Consider the following 21,628-nt stretch of genomic DNA (forward strand, 5'->3'; position numbering starts at 1 on the left):
CGTTCTATTCTCCGTGTATTGTAATACTCTAAGTATATACAAAAACATCTAAATGTTTATTATTTAACACAACAATGGCTATATACGGAGGAAACCATGATACGTGTCAAAATCGGTCACTTCGTAGTTTCAATGGCATTTAAACCTTTGCGCTACATGAGTTATAGGCACCACTCATAGAAAATAATACTTGTATTCCAAAAAGCAATAATCCTGGATTGCTAGCGCGAAAACAACGTGCTTGCTGTTGCTCACAACTCATAAAATTTTCTCAGTACTTATCTTCTTCGTCTCTTGTAATGCAAATGCATAAGTGAATACTCCTATTGTGGCCATAAAAGCTAATGAAATAAATCCCACATGAAACCCATAAGTCTTTGTTATGAATCCTGCAATAATATTACTCAGTGATGAACCAATACCTACACATAATCCAAGAGCCCCCAATAAAAAATTAAACCGCCCTGTTCCACTTGCTAAATCAGACACTATGACCACAGCCACCACTCCAAAAATGCCAGCACTAATACCATCTAGTAACTGGATAATCAGTAAATAAAAGGAGTTTTCTGTTATTGAAAATAATAAAGCTCGTAAAATTAAAAAGATAAATGCAAATAAAAAAATGGGCTTACGTCCAATTTTATTGATTATGAATCCCAATAAAAAAGCAATTACAACCATAATTATTTGTGCCAAGACAATGCAACCTGCCATAAAAATAGAATCATTTTCAGGGTTAATTTTTGCAAGCTCTTGGCCAACCAGCGGTAATTGCGCTGCATTAGCAAAATGAAAGACAATTACAGCACTAAAAAAGATCAAAATTGATTTCGATTTTGCGAGTTGTAAAAAGCTGATAGGTGTAGCTTGAGTTTCATCTATCCCCTTTTGTATAAGGGGTAACTCTCTTGCTACACTATAATTTATTTCACTTGCATTAATGAACGGGATTGGAATTAATGCCAAGATTGCAAACATGATGGTGCCATATATTATCCATGAGTGCCCATATAATTGTGCTGTTAAGCCTATGATTATAATGGCAACTACGGTCCCTGCATGAACAATAGATTCATTAATACTGACTCTTTTGGGAAATAAGTCTTTTCCCACCAAACCAAGCGATATTGCAGCAATTGAAGGAGGAATCAGACTAGAGGCTAGACCAACAAGGGATTGAGCAACAATAATGGGATATAAAGAAGTTTGGCTTAACAGGATAGCACAACTTAAAATAATACAGGTACAAGCAAAAAATATAAGTGATCGCTTAAATCGAATAGCATCGATTATTATTCCACTAGGTATTTGAAATAATGCGCCAACAATACCCGTTGTAGCTAGTGCCATACCAACCTGACCTGTATCCCATCCTAAATTGGAGCGTAAATAAATAGAAAGAATAGGACCTATACCTCCTTGAATATCAGCAATGAAAAATATCAATAAACTTAACGCAAGCAAACTACGACTTGATAGTGAATTCTTCACTCAGGCTCCTTGAAAAAAATAAGCATAGACTAAAAGATTAATTAACATACATGGCGCAGCGATAACTTAATTTAATATAAAGAGGCTCTTTATAATTACTTTTTAGCCGTGTGCCCATTTTGAGATGACCTACCTCAACGGCGTTAATTGAATAAGTTAATCAGTAAAATCAAATAGTTAATCTATGATAACTTAGTTAAAATGCCCCCGTCCTATTTTTCTGGCTCATGTCTTTCTAAACATGTCATTTCATTTAAAACCAGTGATTTCATCCCATTCGGTTTGACTTATGTTAACTTGACAAATCGTTAAGATAGACCAAAACTTAAAAGCTATTAATAAGCAATATTCAAAATTTATAAGCATGGGGTCACTTATGAACAGTTTATTAAAATGGAACATGTTTAAGCAATAGTGGTGCGATTAGCGTTTGAGAAAAAATAATAACATTCTAATCTAATCGCAAAATATACTCTTCAGTGCTATTGAAAATAGCACGAAAAACAGCCTATAAAAATGAAAGTACCTCTCCAAGCCACTATTAAAATTCTTCTGATGCGATAATAAAACTGAAAAAAGCCACCGAATTAATAATCCATCGCCAGTTTGGGCTGGATATTCCGGAAAACCCAACGTTACAAGTAAACAAACTAGATAAATGAAACAGAATTAGTAATACTAAACCAAAAACAGATTGGCAAGAATAACTAAAGGGCGTTTATGGACAGGAACATGTTGCTTTTGGTAACTCTCGGTAATGAACAAGCTCTAGATAAGTTAGATAGCACAGAGCAAGGTCTTACCAATATAAATGCCCAGAAAAGACAAATTTTATATGGTAAAAATGATCTAGGTCACAAACCTTACCGCTCAGTTATCCTTGAGTCGATTTCCAATTCGACTAACCCACTGGTTATTATTTTGGTTGTCGCGGCTTTATTATCAGCTTTTACTGGAAATATGATCAATGCTGGCATTATTATTACGATAATAATTTTCAGTGTTGGCTTAGATTATTTCCAAAATCGCCGGGCTCTTGTTGCTGTAAAAAAGCTCCAACAACAAATTGCAGCCACAGCAACTGCTCTGCGTGATGGTCAATGGATAGAACTATCCTTTGAACAACTAGTCCCTGGAGATATTATTCGCTTAGTAGCAGGAGATTTGGTACCTGCAGACTCTCTACTATTAAAAGCGAAAGATATCCATGTACATCAATCAGCATTAACAGGTGAATCACTTCCAGTTGAAAAAGAATCCGTTCAGGAAAAGAAAGCACCTCATAATCCAATAGAAGCAAGAAATGCAGTTTTTTCAGGCTCGACCATTGTTAACGGTATAGCTACAGCTGTTGTAGTAAATACTGGAAGCAACACTCTTTTTGGCCAGATAGCTGAAAGTATAAAAAAAGCACCACCTCACACTGAATTCGAAAAAGGCACTATGCGTTTTGGCATCTTTATTATGAAAACTGTATTTTTCCTAGTAATTTTTGTCTTCGCTGTAAACATTTACCTTAAACGATCATTGATTGAGTCGTTATTATTTGCAATAGCACTGGCGGTAGGACTTACTCCTGAATTGTTACCCATGATCACAACTGTAACTTTAGCTGCAGGAGCTGTTCATATGGCGAGAAAAAAAGTGATAGTCAAAAATTTATCCGCCATCCAAAACTTCGGTAGCATTGATATATTATGTAGCGATAAAACAGGAACGTTAACCAGTGGAGAAATGGCTCTGGATCAATGCATCGATCCTTTCGGAGAAAAGAGCGAACACGTGATGTTAATGGCTTATCTTACTAGCCTATTTGGTACTGAAATTCCCAATCCGTTCAAAAAGGCAGTATTAAAAAAAGCATCCATTAATCCCCTCGATATGGCAATTTTAAAACACGATCACCCAAACGTACAAAAATACAATAAAATTGATGAAATTCCTTTTGATTTTGAGCGACGTCGATCAAGTGTTGTTGTTGATAAAAATGACATTCATCTGCTCATTACCAAGGGTGCGCCAGAGTATGTGATGAAGGTATGCAGTTCTTATGACAATGACGGTAAACTTTTAGTATTAAATGATGAAATACGCAAACAATGTGACTCTATGTTTTCTTCATTAAGCCAACAAGGCTACAGAGTGTTAGCAGTTGCTTACCGAAAAGTAAAAAATACACAACCTTCATACCATGCTCATGATGAAAAAGAGATGGTATTTGCAGGATTTCTTGCTTTCAACGATCCACCGCTCAGTGGCATCTCCACCGTTATAAAAGAACTACATCAACAAGGAGTCAAAGTTAAAATTATCACTGGCGATAATGATTTAGTAGCTGCTCATGTATGTAAGCAAGTTGGACTCGATGTCAGTCGCATTGTACTAGGTGAAGAATTAGACCATATCAGTGATTCTGCATTAGGTAAAATTGCAGAGGAAACTGATGTTTTTGCGCGTATTTCTCCAGTTCAAAAACAACGAATCATTATTGCACTAAAAACAAGGGGGCATGTTGTTGGTTACCTTGGAGATGGAATTAATGATGCCCCTTCATTGCATAGTGCCGATGTAGGAATTTCTGTTGCCGGTGCTGTTGATATTGCCCGGGAGTCAGCTGATATTATTTTATTAAAACATGATTTAAAGGTATTACTTAATGGAATACTTGAAGGACGTAAATCTTTTGGTAATGTTATGAAATATCTTATGATGGGAACAAGCTCAAATTTCGGTAATATGCTGAGTATGGCCGGTGCCGTTATATTTTTACCTTTTTTACCGATGCTTCCAACACAAATACTGCTAAATAATATGCTTTATGATACTTCTCAAATCACAATACCTACAGACAATGTAGATAATAGCTTTATCAAAAAACCCAAGCATTGGAATATAGATATAATTAAAAAATTCATGTTTTATATTGGTCCGATTAGTTCCCTTTTTGATTTCCTTACCTTTTATGTCATGTTGAAAGTATTTGCTGCCTCTGAAGCTTTATTTCAGACGGGTTGGTTTGTAGAATCTCTTGCCACTCAAACATTAGTGATTTTTGTAATACGAACTGCTAAAAATCCTTGGCAAAGTAGACCAAGTTTATCACTGACACTAATGGTATTAACCGTGGTTAGCATTGGTATATTATTACCATTTAGCCCTTTGGCTAAATATTGGGGATTTGTACCATTACCTTCTATGTATTTTCTTTTTCTTACAGCCGCAACACTATTCTATCTAGTATTAGTAGAAATTATTAAAAAGAAATTAATGTGGCGGTGGTTAGAAAAATAATAGTAGTTGGAGTATGTCTATCATCCGAGTGAAAAGATAGTCTAAGGCTAATTATTATTAATAATTGGGCAACAAAACAGCACCAGCCAGCTGAATTTTTACATGGAAATAATATCACTGTGAGACTTTGTCGCTACAAAAATAACAAAAAACATTTGCGTTTGACGAGGGTTCATTTAGTAATAAATGTTCAATTGGCTTTATTGTCACAGTATTCTTTACCTCATAATATTGTCAAATAGCAATATGGGGATAAACAATACAAGGTAAATTGTAATATAAAACAATGGGATAAAAAATAATGCGGAGCGTGTTTTTATTCTATAAAGACATGATGTCCCTCGATGCAGTAGGTTCACATGAAATTTTATCTCGCATGCCTGGTTCTACGGTGAAAATGCACATAATGGAGTCATTTAAGTAATAAGGGGCTTCAAGTTTATCAATGCCATCAGAAGATATTTCATACCAAGAAACCTTTGATGGAATAGTTCCACCGGCAACCTGAACGGTTTTTTCTATTTCAGATTCGTTTATCCATCCCTTATCAATAAGATAGTGAGGATTTGATATAACTTGTTGTTGCGTAAAACCATATCTTGCTTTTAAATCTTTTTTTATATCACTTATTTTTAAAGCAAAGCCTTTCTTACTCTATTTACTGGTAGCCTTTCCATTCAAGAATTTGACTTCTAATTGAATCATTCGGATTCATAATCGATCACTAGACTACCCGCCCCCATGGAAATGATATTGGCACTCATGCTGACGCTATTCTTTTTTCTCTAATTGAAACCAGCAAGCAGCATCAAGTAGAGGTCTTTTCTTGGCTGAAATACGTGCTGGCTAACATTCATCAAGCCCAAACCATTAGACCTCTTGTATATTTTGCTTTAGGGCAAGGCGAGAGTGTTTCGAGAAGCGGAGTTTACATGAAGTAAATAAGCATCGCAGAAACACTCACAACGCAGCAATAATGCAAAAGATGCAGGTTATGCAAGAGGTCTATTGAAAAACTTCTTCTTTATATGATATGCGCAGCTTACACAAAGTTATCATCCCTGAAAAAGATGGGGTTAATTAAACGCTTACGAATTCTTTCCCTAATGGTTTAAATGAAGGGTGACGAAAACGTGACGTAACTGTGACCGCCCTATGTCGTTTTAGGTGGTTTCAGGCAGTTTTCCGAAATTCGACGAATCATAACCAATTGATTTTTAACGAATTTAAAAGTATAAGACAAGGATCCGAACCCCCAAGGGGGTTCGGATCCCTCTGCGCGTACCATTTGCCATGCTAATCCAGCAACTACCAATTTACTCCGAATGACTTAATTCCTCCAAAAACCTATCCAATAGAAGAATAGCCACACGGTCAAAGAGAACTCAATCCACTAATTCACAAGGCTTTTTTATACCCACACGTCTTCTTTATCAATCGCTATCAATCCCCTCATTCCTTGAGGGCTTACTCAATCAAGTCTATAACTATTAGTATAATGGTGGGGAGATTCTGATGTCTAAACAGAAAATAGAACACAAAAAAAGCCAGCCGAAAAACCCTAATTCTTTAGAGTCGACTTATTCCAATAGCACTATTTTAATAAACATTCTTAAATCATTACCCGGCAGCATTTACTGGAAAGACAAAGAAGGCAAATACCTAGGATGCAATAACACGATGCTAGAAATGGTAGGTATGGATTCGGTGATAGGAAAAACTGATTTTGATTTGGTTTGGGCGGATTCCGCGCCAACGTTGCGTGCGAACGATCTCAAGGTCATGGAGCTGAATTGTCCCATAGAAATAGAAGAAGAGGCAATACTGGCCAATGGAGAGCAAGTGATTGTGTTAACACGTAAAGTCCCGCTACATGATGAGGACGGTCGGGTTATTGGGATCATGGGAACCTCATTAAATATTACCCATCGTAAAGAGCAAGAATCAATTCTTCGTGCAACAAAGGAACAAATGCAAACCACGTTAGAAAGTATTGTGGCCAACATGCCAGGACATGTGTATTGGAAAGACAAAAATGGCGTTTATCTCGGATGTAATAATCGTCAAGCGAGAAGCTTAGGCTTTCAATACGGTTATGAGCTGGTTGGAAAGACCGATTTTGATTTACCTTGGGGTGACAATAAGGCCGAGCTCTTTCGTCGAAACGACAAGCACATCATGGACAGTGGTGAAACACAAATTATTGAAGAACAAGCACAAGTAGATGGTAAGGATGCCATTGTTTTGAGCCATAAATCCCCTATGCGTAACAAGCAAGACGAGGTAATCGGTATTCTTGGAATTTCCATTGATATTAGTGAGCGAAAAAAAATTGAAACAGAACTCCATTACGCAAAAGAACAGGCTGAAGCCGCAAGCCGTGCTAAAACTGAATTTTTAGAAAACATGCGTCACGATATTCGTACCCCACTCACAGGCATTGTGGGATTCTCTGACATCATCAAATCAGAAGCAGTGAATCCTCGGATTAAAGAATATGCCGACAATCTCATCGCATCAAGTCATGCCCTGCTGGACTTAATGGACGAGGTACTAGAGGCGATTCGTGTTAGTTCGGGTGACATCCCAAAAGTTAAGAAAAAATTTGTTTTACAGCATATCATCCAGCATGCATTGGATTTGAATAAAGCGAAAGCAGCATCCAAGTGCCTGGATTTTTCCATGGAGTTTGATACCGACATACCTCAATATCTGATAGGTGATAGTGTTCGTATCCATCGAATTGTTCTTGAATTACTGGCTAATGCGCTCAACTTCACCGACTCAGGTTTTGTCAAAATGACAGTCGAATTGGCAAGCAGAAACAATAGAGAGGTCATCATTAAGTTGATGGTTACAGACAGCGGTATGGGAATTCCCAAAGACAAGCAACAAGAAATTTTTCTCCACTTTAAACGACTCACACCCTCGTATAAAGGAATTTATAAAGGGGCGGGATTAGGACTTTCGGTCATCAAACAATTCATTGATGATTTGGATGGAGAAATTTATGTCGACAGTGAATTAAATAAAGGGAGCGCCTTCACGTGCGTTCTTCCCTTAAAAGTATCATTGCTTGATGATGCAACAGGTGTTCGTGACGATTTTGAAAACGATTGGACTAAAGCTCCCTCTCAAATCATACAAGCGACTCCAATGCCATCCAACACGCCGGAAGAACAGATGCACCATGTCTTGGTTGTGGAAGACAATACCATTGCGCAACTGGTTGCTAAATCTATATTGAATCAAACAGGCTGTTCCGTCGATGTGGCCAGCAATGGGCAGGAAGCATTAACCCTTTGGAGGCAAAACGACTACGAACTAATTTTTATGGATATTGGCCTTCCCGATATGGACGGCTATCAAGTGACTCGACACATTCGAGTGCAGGAAGTAGCGAAAAATCGCCATACCCCCATTATTGCCCTCACAGCCCACGTGGGTGAAGAAAACAAACAACGGTGTATTGAATCAGGAATGAATGCCGTCTTAAGTAAACCCTTGTCGTTAACGCATTGTCATGAGATTTTAAGTGCATTTACCTCGCAAAAACAGAAAGCAATTAAAGCGCAACAGGCCTGGTCTTCAGATTTACCCCAAACTGAAAGCGAACTTTTTGAATTATCATCCGTTTCCATACTTGATGTGGAGGAAGGCATTAAAACGACGGGTACAGAGCAGATGCTGGCTGAGATGTTACAACTCATGCTTGATTCGTTACCAGACGATATTCATCTTATTGAAAAAGCCCATGCGGTGTTAGACTGGGAAACGACGCAACAATTGGCGCATAAAATTAAGGGAGGGGTCGTCTATCTGGGTGCTTTGCGCATGAAAATGGCCTGCCAGTATTTAGAGCGGTATTGGAAAACAGGACAACGCGCCTTATTGGAGCCACTCTATCAGCAATTACTCCAGGTAAAAGAAGAAAGCATACGAGACATTGAGCAGTGGCTCAGCACGAGATGAGCCAGCGCCATGATATCTTATTGAATGTCTAAATAAACAGGTTGTACTAATTCTTGAGACAATAACTCTGGGGTACCATTTCCCGGATACTTTTTAAATCGGAGAGCCACAGGCCTTAGATAATTAGGGTACATTGGCTCAATTAAATAACGATAGGTCGCAGCCATTGCCTTATTTCGGCCACTGGGGTACACCTCAAAATCATAAGCCTGTTCCGTCCATAAACACATTACGGCACATTCCTCAATGAGATAATCTAAACAGAGGCTGAATGCGCGTTCGTGATCAATATCTCCTTGATTAAATCGACTCAAATAGCGAGTTAAAAAATCGTCAATATTCGCCTGTAGGGCATGACGAAAATCGTCATTGGAGTCGTATTCCTTTTGTACACGTAAATGACTATTAATATAATTAGGACTATTATACCAATCGTCCCAACGCATGAGATCAAAGGGTATGGTCAATTGATTGTAGGCGATTTCATTTCGTTTTAACCAGGCCTCCCCTTCGGCTACAGCTAATTGATACAGTTCATCAGGCGATGCACCATTTATAATCCCTAGGGTATGACGTTGCACACTATCATCGACAAGAATAGTGCACTTCTTAAAGGAGGAATTAATGAGTTTAATAACTGCTGCAAATTTGGCACCTTCATGAATTGTTTGTCCCACACTAATAGGCATCAAACAGGTTGATTGAGGAAATAACTTCCTTTCTTCCGGAGGATTTTCTCTAAACGATGCTTTGACAATCCGGTTATCTACTAAACTCATTATTGTACCTCCTTAGACTGATTCATACTGCTTTTTGTTCCAATTGACCACGATGCCGAACAAATATAGGTCATATTTTAATCTACTTGTATTTGATTTGTCTATTTTTAATTCAAAATATAACCCATTATGCTCTTTTTTTATCCTGGAAAACACCATTAATTTCTACCTTGTATCGTCACCCTGTCGTTAAAATTTAATGATTCCTCCCATTTTATTCGCTTCAATGCGTCGGAAATTAATCGCCTAAGGAAAACGTTCGATTAATGGATGTCGGAAATAAAAAACTAAGGAAATCCTGGGTAAAGTGATTGATGCGGCACCAGTCTGTTTTCCCGTGCGGCCGCTTTTTGGGGAACCATTCCGCTATGACAAAAAATAATTGCAGGAATTGTACTTACAGGCCCCCTTTTTTCTCATCGGCCTTGCTGTACAGACTGCAGTCCTCATTCCAATCAGTATTTTTTCAATGATTATCTATGCGGTTAGTAGTGTTCCCTTAGTAATTTCTTTTTCTGTAATCATAAAAGCTCTTTAAATTTTAAAATAGCAGGTTTTACCGCATATCCGGTTTGACGGATTTATACGCGTATTGTGTTAATTATATATATTAACTTCATCTTTCGATGAAATCATTTTTTAATGCCATTAGACTCTTTCTATCAGCAGCATTTGACCATAATAACTTTATTGCTTTACGTGTAATTGTCACCTCGCCTCCCTCTATTTCAGTACTCAAATTGTAAGATTTTCTGATATAGCCTAGCCCTACTGGGGTAGAACTCCTCTCATTGGGGCTATAATTTTAATTATGAAAACAAAAAAATATTAATGAGCTAAGAAACAAAGCATTAATGATTATCATTCAAACGACGTTGAGAAATTATTGACAATCTAACCCAAAGCAAGAATGTGATTATAATTGCTCCTAAAAGAGATATTAATGCCAACTTAATCGGATGTTTTTCTAATGCCAACCAAAAATTCTGCCATCCTCGTAAATTTCCAAGTGAATAAGCATTACCTACTCGTAAACTATCCACCTTAGTATTACGAATTAATGTTACTGAACCAAAAATCTTATCTAAATTTTTCTTATCAGCTAATGCGTTATTAAGCAGCACAAAAGCCTGTTGATTCTCTGCTAATAAAGCAACAATACTACGCTTTTTATGATAGGGCGATTGGATACCAAAAATTGCTGCCATGGATTCGCTGGCACTAACTGTAGTTTTACTCTCCGCTACATTGATATTATTTAATTGGGAATCAGCCGCTTTATTTTGATTAAGCGGCGATTTAATCCAATCTCGTGTTTTGTTAAGTAATATATTGATATCACTATTATCACGAAGTTCTTCAGGTAACGTTCCTATGATTAAAATATCCACATCTTTATTTTTAACCTGAGACCAATCATTAGTCAACGTCATTGCTATAGCTGGATAACCTGTTGCAGCTCCAATATTGCCAATCACATTAAGTAATGAAGAGACAGCTTCAGGTTGAGGTTGATTCACATAAACAACAGTTTGTGATAAGTCAGCTAAGATGCTAAAAGGAAAACCAGAAGTCGCAAAAGCATTTAAATTAGGCATTGTAATATGATGAGAGTAATCAGAGAAATTTATAGTTGATGAACCATCAATCACCGCAAAATTATCTACTAAATTATAAGTGGTGCAGGGATCCCCTCCTATCTGCGTTCCATACTGAAACAAAAATGTGAGCTGGTTATTCAACCCTAACTCTGTGGCATTAATAAAGAGTTGCTGAGTTGTTGGAAGACTTTTCTCCGCTTTCCGAGATTCCAATTTATAACTTTCTATAAAGTAATTATTTAAGCTAATATAAAGTTGCGAAATACTGTGTTCAGGTGGTTCTGAGTATCGATATTTCAAACGTAAATCGATACCTCGGTTTTGGTTAAGGAATAAATCAGGAGGTAATTTGAAATTAAGCATAATTGGATAAGGATCATACCCTTTTGTTTGCAATTGACCACCAAATTCTTCTAATTGTGCAAACGTTACTGGTCTGTCTGTAGGAATCCAATTGGGCGCATCATAGGGTGTACGCGGTTTTAACATCCGGACGTTATCTACAATAACACTTGGCCCACGAAAAAGAATATTACCTTGCGCAATTCCCCGGACAGCCATCAGCAAATCGTGATCATCACGGCCTAAAATCAACAATAACTTAATGTAAGGGTTATTAGGATGACTGATCATTTCTATCGTAGGGGCATTTACTGTTTTATAGTTTTTCAAGAAATCAGGTCTTTGTGCATTGGTAGCAAATACAACAGCATTGCTTTTAGGTAAATTATTAAACAATACTGGAAATGATACGCCGCGCCATAATGCTTTACTTCCAAACCATGATGCTAGTATTGCTGCGGCGCGTTGCTGCTGCATATCAGGATGATCAGCAAATATTATAGGTAGAGATAATGGATTTTGATCGAGACGATCAAAAAAAGGTTCCGGAAAATAGGTGAGATTATTTTCCAAGGGCAAGGCTTGAAAGGTTAAATCAAGAGAGCTGTTTTTATCTACTTCCAACCACACGGAGCTATTCGATGGATTTTCACAAATCGCTTTGTAATGACCAATAAATTCTAACCTGATACGATTAAAATCACTGATAAATCTTGGGTCTATAGGTATATCTATGGAATTTAATTTGCCTAATTGTTGCTCATTAATTGTTGAGACATTGATAATTGAATCATTAATATAAATCTTTAACTGTGACAATAAAGGAGTCAATGCGGGTGAAGGAGTAAATTGTAAATGCAATACTGCCTGAGTCACTAACTCATCTTTACGTACATTAAATTCTATATATCTACCTGTAGAGTAATTAGTCAAGGTGAAGTTTGATTTTTGCTGCTCTTTGTTATTAAAAAATAATTGAGCTTTTCGGCTTGGAGCGGAGGTTAAAGTGGGTAACTCTGTCTTCGTCGTCTGAACAGAAGGCGTTGGTATCACAGGAGCTGCTTGCAGGCAAAAACTTATTAACTTTAAAATTAATAAAGTTATTATTGTTTTTTTTATTTTCATGATTCATCCATTAATTTTTTCAACATAACTCCAATTCAAACAGTGAACCCCACTTTCTATTTTAATCTACGTTTACGAGGAATTAATGATCCTATAAAAATCACTGCCTCGGCAATTCCTAATAATATATGACGGATAACTGGAGGTGTGTATTTTATGATATTAAAATAACTACGAAGATCAAATACGAATACATTACTTATGCTTTGTAGTGGTTTCTCTACACGAATCTCTTCTTGCCACAATGCCCAAAATTCTGCACGTGCAAATGTACATTGGATAAATTCAATATTTTGCTCGAGAGAAAGCTCGTTTAAACTAATACCCACATTATCATTAAATATGTACATGATCTTTCCAGGAAAAGCAAATTCGTTTTGGCATTTCTTCAGTAAAAGTGTAATACTCTCCCCTGCTTTAAGCAAATCAGTATCCTCTATTTGTATTCCTACCCCTCTGTCAGAATAATCTTTCAAGGTGCAGGAATAAACCCTCCCATCAGAGCACTTGATTTCTACAGGCATCATAATATTCACTCGAGGTGATCTACGTTTTTGTATCGTTTCAATACTTACGCCCAGAGCACCGCCTAAAATAACAATATTATATAAAGTCCAAAATGTAGTGATGAGAACCGCTATAATTGTTTGGGTTGGGCCAACAGCTAATCGATAACATGCGGCAAATAGAGCAGCAATATTAATACATAATACAAGGATATATGGGCGAGCACTTCTCCAATCAACATGTTCTTTTGCAATTTCCTCTCCCTTAGGCGTCACATTAAATCTACTATTTTTATGTGGATTAATTAATGCCTGCATTGTGGGTACTGCGATGTACCAAGCTATCACTGTCTCATAGATTTCATTCCATAAAAAATGCCGATATTGCCCTTGAATGCGGTCATTCGTCAAAACTGCATGTACTATATGAGGTATAGCATAAAGCAAGATCATTACTCCAGGCGCATACACGACATAGGCATTTAAAATCAAAAATGCGGCGGGTGTAATATAAAAGATTAAGCGAGGAACTCCGGAAAAAAAATGCAACATAGAATTGAAATAGCAAAGACGTTGGCCTAATTTTAAACCCTTACCCAATAAGGGATTATCCATACGAAAAATCTGCGCCATCCCACGTGCCCAACGCCTACGTTGGATTAAGAGACCGGCCAAACTTTCAGTGGCTAACCCCGCTGCCAATGGAATACGGATATAAGCAGAATTATAGCCGTGTCTCTGTAAACGTAATGAGGTATGTGCATCTTCAGTAACACTTTCTACAGATAAACCTCCAATTTCTTCCAGTGCAGAACGACGCATAATACCCGCTGATCCACAAAAAAAAGTTGCATTCCAGGTATCATTACCATCTTGTACCACCCCATAAAATAAGGCACTTTCATTGGGTACTTTTCTAAAAAATTTCAAATTACGTTCAAAAGGATCTGGGGAGAAAAAATGATGTGGGGTTTGCAGGATAGCAAGTTTGGAATCTTTGAAAAACCAACCTACAGTCAGTTTCAAATAAGGATTGGTAATCACATAATCACAATCAAAAATTGCTATAAGCTCGCCCTTTGAATGTTGCAGTGCATAATTAATATTACCCGCTTTTGCATGTTCATGTGTAGGACGTGCTATGTAATTCACCCCAACCAAATGTGCAAACTCTTTAAATTCAGGTCGATTTCCATCATCGAGAATGTAAATATTAAGTTTCTCTTTCGGCCAATCTAAACCTAGCGCTGAGTAAATCCCTGGTTTTACTATGCTCAAATCTTCATTATAAGTTGTGAACATAATATCCACTGTAGGCCAAGTAGAACTGTCTTCAGGCAGTGCCACAGGCTCACGATGTAATGGCCAAATAGTTTGAAAATATCCCAACACCATAACCAACCAAATATATGTTTCGGCGATGATAAGCAAATTTCCAAATAGTTCACTTTGAGAATCATCCCATATTAAAGTGTATGTATAACGCCACCAAAGATAACGACAAGACGCAATTATAGAAAGTACAATTAAAAATATGGTACTCACATGACCTGGGACGTGGCGAATGCTCATAGCCATTCCCCACAGAACTATTACAAAAATAAATTGTGCGGGTGGATTAAAAGGTTGGGTAATACTAATTAACAATAAGATTATCGCAAAAAAACTTAAGATGATAAAAAGGATACGGCTTGTGATGTAATTTGTTTTTTCAAAATTCAATACAATTTGTTGTGACGCTGGATTGAGTTCATATTTTTTTAAAAATCTTTCAATTTTAGAGTAAGCAAAATTAAGACCCTTGTTAAAAAAATTCTTTATATTTTCAATATTTCTTGTTTTTGGCTCTGGATAGAAAAAAATGAGCCCTATACTTCGTAAAATGTAACGAACAATATCACCTGAACGAGGACACTCACGTGAAATATGAGGAAAAAAATAATGATGATTCGCGCGTACCCACTGCCAAGAGGGGGATTCTAGTCGAAAAAATATCGAGATGATTATTTTGCATAAAATAATACAATAAGTCGCGAAAACAGAGGCCCCATTTTGGCGATAATAATGATAAGCTTTTTCAAATTTGTTATATGCATTATCAGATAATAACAAGCAAAAAATAGCTCTTTTGCGCATCTGTAGAAATTGGTCATGCATAAATTTCAAGTCCTTGGAAATCAAGAAAAAAGCGCTGAAAAATGGTTTCAATCGCAGCAAACCCATAGCATCTTCTTGTGGCAACTTTGACTTTATTAATTAGTCCTTCAACAAAGTTGCTGTTTTTACGTTGTTTAAAATAATAAGGAAAATAAGGTTTACACTTCTCAAGTGTTGCAATAAAACCATCAAAGCAACCGAGCGCGCTTTTATTAACCATTCTAATCCAGCGTTCAATTTTAGCTATCCCAGAGGTCCCCTCTTAAAGGACAGCAGTTAAAAATAAACAGGAAACGATCCTTTTCGCCAGGATCTCGACCGAACCTCTTTTATTACTTTTCTGAGCGCCACTCACATACTTCAAACCCATCGACTATGTGTTTGGTCGATTCAAATATTTCATGAGACTCGATGGGTTGAACGATGTGTTTCGCCATAAGCACCGTATCAACTGGGGCATGTTTTTGCATGTGTCCCGCAATATCAATGACCCTGTCGGTAAATTCTTCTAATGGCGTTGATAAATCATAGTACACAAAACCAGTATTTATGCCGCAACGAATATGAAAGTCCCGTTTCATCATTTTAGTTGATCTATTAAAATCAGGAAGACTTAATAGTATGTCTTTTGCAGCGGCAATGGCCTGTTCTGTTGTATTAAAACAAGCCATAACCCCATCAGGCGTCCATGATGCTTTAATGTAACCATTTTCCTTAAACTTACACGTAATGAAATCGCGATATTGGTTAAAATCATGCTCAATAATGACAGGTTCTTCCCCGAGCTTCATGTTTGTAGAATCAACCACGTCGATTGCTAAAAATGATAGATCCCTTCCTGTTTTTTCAAGTTCTTTTTTCAGTTGGGCAAACTCTTTCAGTAGCTGTTGCCTGCTTTTTTCATTAAGCTTATTTGAGTCATCAATAGTTTCTTCCATCTTTTTTACTAAAGTTTGTTGTTCTACTGTTATTGGTTTATTTTCAAATTCTTTTAACTTAACTTTTATTTTTGATTTTTCCACAGCAAAAATGTATTCAGAAATAACAGAGGATACAATTAATAAGCCAACAATTGGAATCCATCTGGAAACATCAACGCCACCTATCCTTGTGGGAAGATAATATTTTATAAACTCATTAATTGCTTCGTCCATATCAAGTAATGATGTTAAATAAGAGTAAGAAGATAGGTTGCTAATATAAGGAGCAACCGCTCCCAAAAGTATCGCAAATATTAAGCACCAAACTAAAAATTTTAGTACCTTTAAGATAAAAAGAATTAGGGGATAAGGTGTTTGCATGTCTTTTTACCTAAGTAAATTTATTTTGAAGTATAGCTTATTTGGCACTTTTGTGCATCGATACAAATTGGCTATGCATCACTTGGCAATCAAAGCGCCTATAGAGTTAAGAGCGAGCTACGTGACTGATTTTATTAATAGTAACCCCCGATTAAATTGGCTTCGAACCAAGGTTTTCGGAGGTTAGAGTCCCTTCTCAATGGGTTTAGGACCAGCCCCCCTATCTCAATCCCTGCCTATTTGATTAAATTTAAAAAAATAAGGTCTATTGTTTTATCCTTTTAATTAAAAAGTTAGCCTCTCATTAGGGGATGTTGACAATTGCTCCCCACCGCATGCGTATCGACGGTCCTTGACGAGACCTACCAACAGATTATGGATACTGGAATTCAATTGATCAACAGTTCAATCGATGGTCATCAAAGTATAAGGTGATGAAGATTATTAAAGATCTTGTAGAAGAACCTGATCTAGAGTGGGTCTGGGAACATAAAAACCAGGTGACGTCAGGGTTTACGTCTAAGTATAATGTAGATATGCTGGTCTATTATGAAATGCATGAGACCTATGCGGAGGCTGCCCGCCGTGAGAAACGCTTTAAAAATTGGCCTAGACAATGGAAATTAAATTTGATTGAAAAAATAAATCCTGTTTGGGATGATTTATACAAAAAAATTTGCTCTTAACTGAGCATCCGCCTGGATGCCTCGGACAAGCCGAAGCACGTAGACGGTGGAGAGCAATTGTCAACACACCCAAATAAAGAGAAGTTATTTTAGACGCAATAAATTTTAAAAAAGGTGTTTGCATGAAGATTACTGAAATTCATATTGCGCAATTAACCATTCCATTAATTCGTCCATTTATTACTGCGGTCAGACGCACTGAGTGCGTTGATGATGTAGTAATAATGATTAAAACCGATCGCGGCGCGGTGGGTTATGGTTCTGCAGCATCAACTCCAGCCATCACTGGAGACAGTACGGAATCGATTATCAAGGCCATTAAAAACATTTTGGGCCCCCAGTTAATTGGGCGAAGTATTTCTGAATTGAATTTGTTGTTGCAGATGAATAACCAAAATATCGCGGGTAATACTTCTGCAAAGGCCGCTATTGATATAGCATTGCATGATTTATTTGCTCAGTATTGCGGTTTACCTCTTTACAAGATGTTGGGAGGTAATACGAATAGCATTAGCTCTTGTATTACTATAAGCGTTAAAGCGAGTGACGAGATGGTGGTTGATGCAATTGATTTAGTCAATCAAGGGTATAAAACCATAAAAATAAAATTAGGTTTAAATCCAATTGAAGACATTGAACGCGTTCGTGCTATTCGTCAAGCCATAGGCAATGACATCACTTTACTCGTAGATGCTAATCAAGGATGGTCTTATGAGGATGCATTAAAGGTTATTGCTGCTTTTAAACAACAACAATTGAATATTCCTATGGTTGAGCAACCAATTAGTGCTCAAGATTTACCACACTTAAAGGCGATATGTGATCAAGTTGATTGCTCTATTATTGCTGATGAGGCTTGCTTTTCACCTAAAGATGCACTGAATATTGCAAAAATGAATGCCTGTGATGGGGTCAATATTAAGTTGATGAAATCAGGAGGTATAGAGAATGCTCAAGCTATTTATAACATCGCCAAAACAGCAGAGATAGCTATAATGGTTGGGTGTATGCTGGAGTCACCTATTGGAATAGCTGCTATAGCCAGCTTTGCTGCAAGCAAACCCGATATTTTCTATGCTGATCTCGACCCCATTTTTTTGATTCTCGAAAATTACGTTCTTGGTGGGGCCCAACGGTCAGGTAATAAAATTGTTTTGTCAGACAAACCTGGTTTGGGAATTGAAGGGATTAGCCAGGGTTTGAACTGGATTGGAGAGATCCACTAATGTCTTTTTATATTCAGTTAGCCAGTTTATTTATTATTATTCTTTATGCCGTGATGCTATTTCGCAATGTTGATCCACTAATAGCAACTGCACTCTGTGTTGGATTAGGTTTTTTATATAATCACAGCAGTCCCATTGCCATAGGGAATTCTATAGCTGATGCTCTAGGCTCCTTCATGGCTCTAGTTGGTTTTATTATCATGCTAGGCCGTGGATTAGGTGAGATTTTGACACACACCCAGGTCAGCCATACTCTGGTGCATCAAATCGTTTATGGGATTGGGGTTAATACTCAACGACGTGCTAAAATTGGTATTATTCTCTCATCGTTTATTATGGTGGGCTTACTTGGAACGCTGGCTGGAGGATTAGCCATCTTGGCTCCCAGTTTGCGCCCTGTTGCTGGCTCAGTAAGATTATCACGTCCTAGTTTAGCTGTATTAATGCAGGCTTCTGCTGAAGAAGCGTTAATTATTGGACCCTTTGCTCCTCCCGTAGTGACCTTACTCGGTGTTACAGGAATAAATTATGGGACTATGCTTCTTTATGCTTCTCTACCTGTGGCCTTAGTTACTCTAATTACTACATGGTTTATGGCTTCACGACTACAACGACAGTATGGAGACGAGCTTTGTGATGATGAAGACAGCTCCGAGCCATTTATTCCTAATAGACAACAAAAACGCAGTACTCTGTTCTTTTTGCTCGCCTTTTTGACTTGCGTACTTTATGGCTTATTCACGCAAGCGAAAACCTCCTATGTTATTTTTGTCATGTTATTTTTAGCCTTTGTTGTCGGATTGACGAGTAAATTAAGCTTGAAACAAATCTTTAATTTATTACTTGAAGGGATGCAAAAAAGTTTACATCTTTTCTTTTTATTTATTTTATTTGATCCCTTTATGGCTCTGATTCATCAAGCAGGAGGATTTACTGCCTTAACCCAATTATTAACGCCATTAATTACCCTAGGAGGCAAGCCGATATTATCGATGTTAATCGGCTTGACTGGTGCTTTTGGTATGCCTGGGGCAGCGGAAGCAACTATTAAAATGCTGCATCAACTTTTTAATCCTGCCGTCATTCAGATGCAACTTCCTATGGTTACTTTTGCTTTATGCATGCTTTTTGCCACCCGCGTTACTAATTATGCATATCCTGGTGCAAATATGTTTGCTGCGATGGGTTTTGCAGGAAGTGACAATGTTAAAGCCATGATACAAAATGGACTTATCGTGACTGCAGTGCAAGTTTTATTTCTAATCATTTATAGTTTATTTATCTAATTGAACTATTTTTTTCCGCTGATCCCGAATTAATGCAAAATCGACACCAAGACCAGAGGAATCAGCCTAAACAGTTCTTTACTTACAAAACAGCTGAAAATAATCACAGAAAGCGCCCCGCGCACTCTGCACAAGCAAATATTGGACGGCGAAATTAAAGGCGACTATGCTACTCTATTGATTCCATACTCAACAGAACATTGCCCTGCACGCTTTAAAGATTAGTTTGATCTTTTTGACTCGTAACTGCCAGGCCCTAGTCGATAAAATAGTTCTTTTTATTAGCTGATGAGTTGTTCATTTGTTTACTTAATCAATGTACTTATTTTTTTGCTCTTTGTATTTCAAATAACTATAATTAAATATCAATGGCCAATTTGGGTTTATTTCAACCTTATCGCAATATCTATTAAGAAAAGAAGAAATAGTATTAGTTCTCTCAAATGAGAACTAATACTCAAAGATTCGAGTCACTAAATCTCGTGATAGAGAGTACTTTAACATCGAATAACGCAATAAAATACACATTTCTTCGGCTTTCATAATATGGAGACGACTATGAATAAACAGGGAATAGTCCGGAGACATAATAAAAACTCATTATCATTAGTTGAATCAAATTTATCTGGTAGTGAATCAAAAGACTCTCTTAAAGTAAGAATAGATAAGCCATTACATGCGTGGTTAAGCCATTCTTCTGGTTGGTTATCACTACCGTCTGTCTTATCTGCCTATTCAGATTGGTTAACACATTTTGATAATTCTCCTGATAAAAAATTAGACCTAATCAACAACACCACGCAAAAAAATATACAATTTTTAGTTTATCTTATGCATTCTTGCAGCGGTCAAAAATGTGAACCATGCATTGATGTGAAACAGTCAGATCATCGATTTCAAAATACATTATGGGAACAATTCTCTTTCAATATTTATATACAATCGTTTTTGGCGATTGAGATCATTGGGGATGAAGAGACAACCGACGCAAGAGGCGTCTGGAAGCATGGTGAAGTAACAGCCGACGTAGTAGAAATGATGCATTAATCTGTAAGTAAAAGGGAGATTTTACGTGATAATTGATCTGACAAATAAAAAAGGTTTAGTGACCGGCATCTCCAATGAGCACAGCATTGCCTATGGATGTGCAGAACAATTTCGTGAATCGAATGCAGAATTGGCGACAACCTTTCTTAATGCCAAAGCAGAGCCTTTCATGCGTCCCTTGGCACTACAAGTAAAATCCCCCCTTATTCTTCCTTGTAATGTGCAAAAAGAAGAAGAAATTATTGCATTATTTGCCGCGATTGAAAAAAAATGGGGAAAGCTGGATTTCATGTTACATTCAATGGCTTTTGCCCCTAAAGCTGATTTGGAAGGCCCATTAGTTGAATGTTCCAAGGAAGGATTCCTCGAGGCGATGGATATCTCCTGTCATTCTTTAATTCGACTGTCGAAATACGCAGTACCCTTGATGAAAAATGGCGGCAGTATCTTGACTATGACCTATTATGGCAGCCAAAAAGTCATACTTAATTATAATTTAATGGGTGTAGTTAAGGCCGCATTAGAAGCGTCGGTTAGATACCTGGCTAGTGAATTAGGAGCGAAAAAAATTAGAGTCAATGCCATTTCACCCGGACCTATCAAAACACGAGCTTCCTCTGGAATTCCTAATTTTAATGAGTATATAGATGCTGAAGAACAACGTTCTCCGTTGCATCATTTAGTTGATATTAAAAATGTCGGTAATTTAGCGGCGTTTCTTGTCAGCGATGCGGCTGTGGATATAACAGGTCAAGTACATTACGTTGATGCTGGTTACTCCATTATGGGTTGATGACTATTCAGGAGCATTGCTA

General features: G+C 37.3%; 14 protein-coding genes. 8 read left to right on the forward strand and 6 right to left on the reverse strand.

Annotation, left to right across the window (positions count from 1 at the left end):
• Positions 1-258: 258 nt before the first annotated feature.
• Entirely contained in the window at positions 259-1,494 is a 1,236-nt protein-coding gene (locus LFA_RS13645) for an MFS transporter (protein WP_045096670.1), read from the reverse strand.
• 732 nt (positions 1,495-2,226) lie between these two features.
• On the opposite strand from LFA_RS13645, the gene mgtA reads away from it, so the two are divergent.
• The 3 genes from mgtA (at position 2,227) to LFA_RS13655 (ending at position 8,757) form a co-directional block, all read left to right on the forward strand.
• The gene (mgtA, locus tag LFA_RS13650; RefSeq protein ID WP_231865849.1) at positions 2,227-4,785 is read left to right on the forward strand and encodes a magnesium-translocating P-type ATPase; all 2,559 of its coding nucleotides are present in this window, start codon (positions 2,227-2,229) and stop codon (positions 4,783-4,785) included.
• Positions 4,786-5,573: 788 nt separating this feature from the next.
• Positions 5,574-5,726, forward strand: a complete 153-nt coding sequence (locus LFA_RS20070; RefSeq protein WP_231865938.1) for a transposase domain-containing protein — start codon at positions 5,574-5,576, stop codon at positions 5,724-5,726.
• A 574-nt stretch (positions 5,727-6,300) separates the two neighbouring features.
• Positions 6,301-8,757: a PAS domain-containing protein gene (locus LFA_RS13655; protein ID WP_084602189.1), complete on the forward strand. Its 2,457-nt coding sequence runs from the start codon at positions 6,301-6,303 to the stop codon at positions 8,755-8,757.
• A 17-nt stretch (positions 8,758-8,774) separates the two neighbouring features.
• Here the strand turns inward: LFA_RS13655 and LFA_RS13660 are convergent, their stop codons facing one another.
• The 5 genes from LFA_RS13660 to LFA_RS13680 form a co-directional block, all read right to left on the reverse strand.
• Positions 8,775-9,536 carry a hypothetical protein gene (locus tag LFA_RS13660; protein WP_045096672.1) on the reverse strand — a complete coding sequence of 254 codons (762 nt, stop codon included), beginning with the start codon at positions 9,534-9,536 and terminating at the stop codon, positions 8,775-8,777.
• An 851-nt stretch (positions 9,537-10,387) separates the two neighbouring features.
• Positions 10,388-12,604, reverse strand: coding sequence for a cellulose biosynthesis cyclic di-GMP-binding regulatory protein BcsB (bcsB, locus tag LFA_RS13665; protein ID WP_084602190.1), 2,217 nt, complete (start codon positions 12,602-12,604; stop codon positions 10,388-10,390).
• A 56-nt stretch (positions 12,605-12,660) separates the two neighbouring features.
• Positions 12,661-15,267 (reverse strand): UDP-forming cellulose synthase catalytic subunit, encoded by a 2,607-nt coding sequence (gene bcsA / locus LFA_RS13670; RefSeq protein WP_231865850.1) that lies wholly within the window; start codon positions 15,265-15,267, stop codon positions 12,661-12,663.
• A complete protein-coding gene (locus LFA_RS13675; RefSeq protein ID WP_331709345.1) occupies positions 15,260-15,514 on the reverse strand; it encodes a transposase in 255 nt (84 codons plus the stop codon). Before LFA_RS13675 ends, bcsA begins: the two co-directional genes overlap by 8 nt.
• Positions 15,515-15,599: 85 nt before the next feature.
• Positions 15,600-16,568, reverse strand: coding sequence for a hypothetical protein (locus tag LFA_RS13680; RefSeq protein ID WP_045096674.1), 969 nt, complete (start codon positions 16,566-16,568; stop codon positions 15,600-15,602).
• Between the two features lie 434 nt (positions 16,569-17,002).
• Here LFA_RS13680 and LFA_RS13690 point away from each other — a divergent pair, with 434 nt between their 5' ends.
• The 5 genes from LFA_RS13690 to fabI all read left to right on the forward strand — a co-directional run bounded on the left by LFA_RS13690 (position 17,003) and on the right by fabI (position 21,606).
• On the forward strand, positions 17,003-17,254 hold the full coding sequence (locus tag LFA_RS13690; protein WP_045096676.1) for a GIY-YIG nuclease family protein: 252 nt from the start codon (positions 17,003-17,005) through the stop codon (positions 17,252-17,254).
• Between the two features lie 122 nt (positions 17,255-17,376).
• Positions 17,377-18,480, forward strand: a complete 1,104-nt coding sequence (locus LFA_RS13695; RefSeq protein ID WP_045096677.1) for a dipeptide epimerase — start codon at positions 17,377-17,379, stop codon at positions 18,478-18,480.
• A complete protein-coding gene (locus tag LFA_RS13700; RefSeq protein WP_045096678.1) occupies positions 18,480-19,766 on the forward strand; it encodes a Na+/H+ antiporter NhaC family protein in 1,287 nt (428 codons plus the stop codon). Before LFA_RS13695 ends, LFA_RS13700 begins: the two co-directional genes overlap by 1 nt.
• A 558-nt stretch (positions 19,767-20,324) precedes the next feature.
• On the forward strand, positions 20,325-20,813 hold the full coding sequence (locus LFA_RS13705; protein WP_045096679.1) for a poly-beta-hydroxybutyrate polymerase N-terminal domain-containing protein: 489 nt from the start codon (positions 20,325-20,327) through the stop codon (positions 20,811-20,813).
• A gap of 25 nt (positions 20,814-20,838) precedes the next feature.
• Positions 20,839-21,606, forward strand: a complete 768-nt coding sequence (gene fabI / locus LFA_RS13710; RefSeq protein WP_172653476.1) for an enoyl-ACP reductase FabI — start codon at positions 20,839-20,841, stop codon at positions 21,604-21,606.
• The last annotated feature ends 22 nt before the right edge of the window (positions 21,607-21,628 follow it).

The sequence above is a fragment of the Legionella fallonii LLAP-10 genome (assembly GCF_000953135.1).
GTDB lineage: Bacteria > Pseudomonadota > Gammaproteobacteria > Legionellales > Legionellaceae > Legionella > Legionella fallonii.